We start from the raw sequence: 3,628 nt of genomic DNA on the forward strand, positions 1-3,628 counted from the left end.
CTAGTAAGAAGAACCGCAGCGCGGTGCAGGCCGTGTTCATCCGCGCGTAGCTGGCGCCGAGCGAAGCCAGGTGAGGCTGGTAGCGCCGCAGATCCTCCGGCTCGGCCCGATCCGGCGGCAAGCCGAGGAAGGCTGTGAACTCACGGACCTGCCGGACATAGTCGCGCTGCGTGTGCTCGCCGAACCGGCGTATGGTCATGTCCTCGATCATCCGCTGACGCAGCGGAGTGACGGTAACGGCATCGATCATGGAAACCTCCAAGGATCAGGGGAAACGACCCCCAAATCCTCGGATGCAGCGCCTCACAGGCGAAATCTCAGCGATGACCGCGCCGCAGCGCCCTGCCGCGAGAGCGGCTTAGCCCTCTGGCGCATTTTACCCGATCGACCGATGGGCGTACGTGGCGCCACCACGCTCATGCATGCCACCGCATCGAACATGCACTATTGTAAGCGAAACATTCGCTTAATCCCCATCATCGTCGCCGAAACTGCGTTCAAGCCGATCCAAAATCGAACGCGCATTTGAAAGCTTGGCATCGTCTGAGCCGCAACCGCTCAGGTTTGCCATCATCTCACCAAATCCCGCGGTCTGCGCGAGCTCGGTTGCAGACAGAACATGGCGCAGATTGCAGCTTTCACCCTGAAGATCGGTTCCGCGGCTGCCCAGAGACAGTGTCTTTCGTGACTGGGTTGGCCCTGGCATCGCGGCCCGCAATGGTGGCTCGACCACCACTGCGGCATCGTCTGGCCGCTCCAATCCCGAGGGCTCGGCATGTCGATTCGACGAGAGGGACTGAGCTTCACTTGCGTTGGGAGTCACGCCCCGTTGCTCGCTACCCGAAAAGGTAGATGCGGGCGCGGCCTCTCCTGCGGCGGCCGACTCATCGGTCCAAGTTGTCAAAGTCGGCAAAACCGGCGGGCTCTCCAATGAACCCAGAAGCCGCCGATATGGCTGATCGCGATAATGTCGGATCTTCGTGACCTCGAATGACCTAGAATTCTTGACCATGAGGACGGCGGTCCGCGCCGACATCTCGCGCAGCTCAACGGGCGAGCGCAGCGGCCGGGAGGTGTAATGCGGCGCCCAGGCGCGGGGTGCGAATAGCCCCTGCCCCGGCCGCGTTACGGGGGTTTTGTAGACCTGCGTCGTATCGCCGAGCATCTCCGAGACGAATTCCGATGTCTCGAGATCATTGATCTGGATGAACAGCTTGATCTGCGAGCCCGACACCGTGGTGATCCGCGTGTTCTTGCCGTAGAGCTCGTCGAGCTGGGCGAGGTCCTGCAGGATCAGGCACATGCGGAAGCCGTAGCCGGCGCTGATTGTGATTTTGGAGATCAGCGCGTCCATGCGACCGACATGGTAGAACTCGTCGAGCATCAGCAGCACCTGAAGCGGTTCATCGCGGCCTGGCAGCCGCGCCATCAGCATGTCGTGGATCTGCTGAAACAGGATGCGGATCAGAGGGCGGAAGATTGCGAGTTCAGCGATCGTGCAGCCGATGAAGATGGTCATCGGAGTGCGGCGCAATTCCCGGATGTCGAAATCCGACGTCTCGGTCGCTGCCGCGATCAGCCCGTTGTTCCAGAGCGACATCGCCATGTTCAGATTGAACACGGCCGAGTTTCGGGTTTCCGGCTCGAGCGCGATGTACTGGTTGAAGCTGTCGGTGATCCAGCTGGGCAGGTGCGATTTTTCCGTCTCGACGATAGCGCGTAGGACCGACGAGATATCCTGGCCGGTGGTGGTCATGCGCGCGACCGAGCGCATGTGCTGCGCCTGCGCCGTCAGCGGCGAACTCAGCACGTAGCCGATCAGGGCCGAGAGCAGGAGGCGCCCGGCGCCTGCCCAGGTGTCATCGGCCTTTTCAGGCATGATGAAGGAGGCGACGACGAGGCAGTCGGTCGCCATCAGCTCGTCACGGCGGACAAAATCGAGCGGGTTGTACCGATGGGTGTCGCGCGATCCCGGCGCGAACATGAAGACCTTATTGCCCATGCGCTCGCGATGGCCAGCGAGCGCCTCGAAATTCTCGCGCTTGGGATCGAAGAACACGGCCGAGCCCTGCCAGAGATAGCCGTTGGGCAGGACGAAGCCGGTGCCCTTGCCCGAGCGCGAGGGCCCGACGACGAGGATATGGGCCGGCTCGTCGGAGCGGATCGTGACGCCGCCCATGGTGCCCAGAATGATGCCCTGCTTGCCGGTCAGGCCTTGTTTCGCGGCCTCGAGCAAGGTGCCGAAGCGGGCAGCGCCGAACGGCATCTGCCGGCGGTTGATGTGCCCAAAAAGCCAGCCGCCGAGCCCGAGCGCGATGACGCCGCCCGCTGCGATCCCGGCGCGGATCAGCGCTTCGCCTTGCGTGCCGGGATAGGCGAGCCTTGCCTGAAAATGGTTCCAGGCGATCAGGGCGAAACCGGCCGAGCGGTCTGCGTTCTGCATCCGAAACAGAGCCCAGCGATTGGCGCCTTCACTCGGAAACCGAAACGGTGCCCAGCGCCAGGCGACGACGATCTCATAGGCAAGGCTCCAGAGCAGGAAGAATGCAAGGATACCGAAAAGGGCGACACCCGCTCTATAGAGATGGACGCGCAGCACGGCGGCCTCCCCGCCGTTTGCGGCTCGCCTGCCACTCCGCCATCCGCGAAAAATAGATTGTGGAGGTGCCGCGCCAGCCGCCAATTTTGGTCTGCTGAATGACGATCGGCAAGACGGACTGGATATAGGCGACGATCTCGTCGCGCCTCAAACCCAGCCCTGCCTGCATCACCATGAGGGCGAGCTGCTCAAAGGCGCCTTGCGGGCTGTCGGCATGGACAGTGGTGATCGAACCCGGATGTCCGGTGTTGATCGCTCGCAGGAAGGAATAAGCTTCCGGCCCGCGGATCTCGCCAAGGAAGATGCGATCGGGCCGCAGCCGCATCGAGGCCTGCAGCAATGTCTCAACCGTGACGCGGGCTTCGCCCTGATCGCCCTTGGAGGCGACGAGCGCGAGATGGTTGGCCTGGATCGGCCGGACCTCCCGCGTGTCCTCGATAGTGATGATCCGCTCGTCAGCGGGGACCTCTTTCAGAATCGCGTTCAGGAAGGTGGTCTTGCCCGAGGAGGTGCCGCCGGCGAGCAGGATCGAATAGCGATGGACGACCGCGAGCCGGATGAAGTCCTCGATCTTGCCATCGTCGAGAAGCGCACAGAGCTTGCGGTCAACCTCTGAGAACGCGCCGACTGTGTCGACTTTGACCTGATCGAAGGAGCCGAGCTTGCGATAGTCGCCTAAGCCCATGTCCTTGATGACCTGCTTACGGATTGCGAAGGCACCGCCGCCTGTCGTCGCCGGCGGCAGCACCCCTTGAAACCGTTCGCCTGTCGCGAGCGCGGCCGAAAGCAGCGGATGTTCTTCATTGACGCTCTGGCCGGAGTGGCCGGCGACGCGCTCGTTCAGATGGCGGATGGCGGCAGTCGTCAGTTCGGGCAGGTCATGGCGCTCCATCGCGGCTTGCCCGAAGCGCTCGACGAAGATTTCGCCCGGACCATTGGCGCAGATCTCGACGACCTGGTCGTCATCGAGCCAGGGTCGCAAGGGTGAGAGCGCCCTATTGAGGAAGACGGGTCGATGCAGGCTGATTT

Annotated in this window: 3 protein-coding genes; all 3 read right to left on the reverse strand. The window is 62.8% G+C overall.

The features are described 5' to 3' along the window. Nucleotides 1-250: phage integrase N-terminal SAM-like domain-containing protein (locus tag AC1DZY_RS26350; protein ID WP_476823115.1), on the reverse strand; the 250-nt coding region annotated here is incomplete at its 3' end. Between the two features lie 216 nt (nt 251-466). Next, a complete protein-coding gene (locus AC1DZY_RS26355; RefSeq protein WP_476823116.1) occupies nt 467-2,599 on the reverse strand; it encodes a type IV secretory system conjugative DNA transfer family protein in 2,133 nt (710 codons plus the stop codon). Next, nucleotides 2,577-3,626, reverse strand: coding sequence for a P-type DNA transfer ATPase VirB11 (gene virB11 / locus AC1DZY_RS26360; protein WP_476823117.1), 1,050 nt, complete (start codon nt 3,624-3,626; stop codon nt 2,577-2,579). Before virB11 ends, AC1DZY_RS26355 begins: the two co-directional genes overlap by 23 nt. Nucleotides 3,627-3,628: the final 2 nt, after the last annotated feature.

The organism is Allobosea sp. P2_A10, assembly GCF_056405115.1.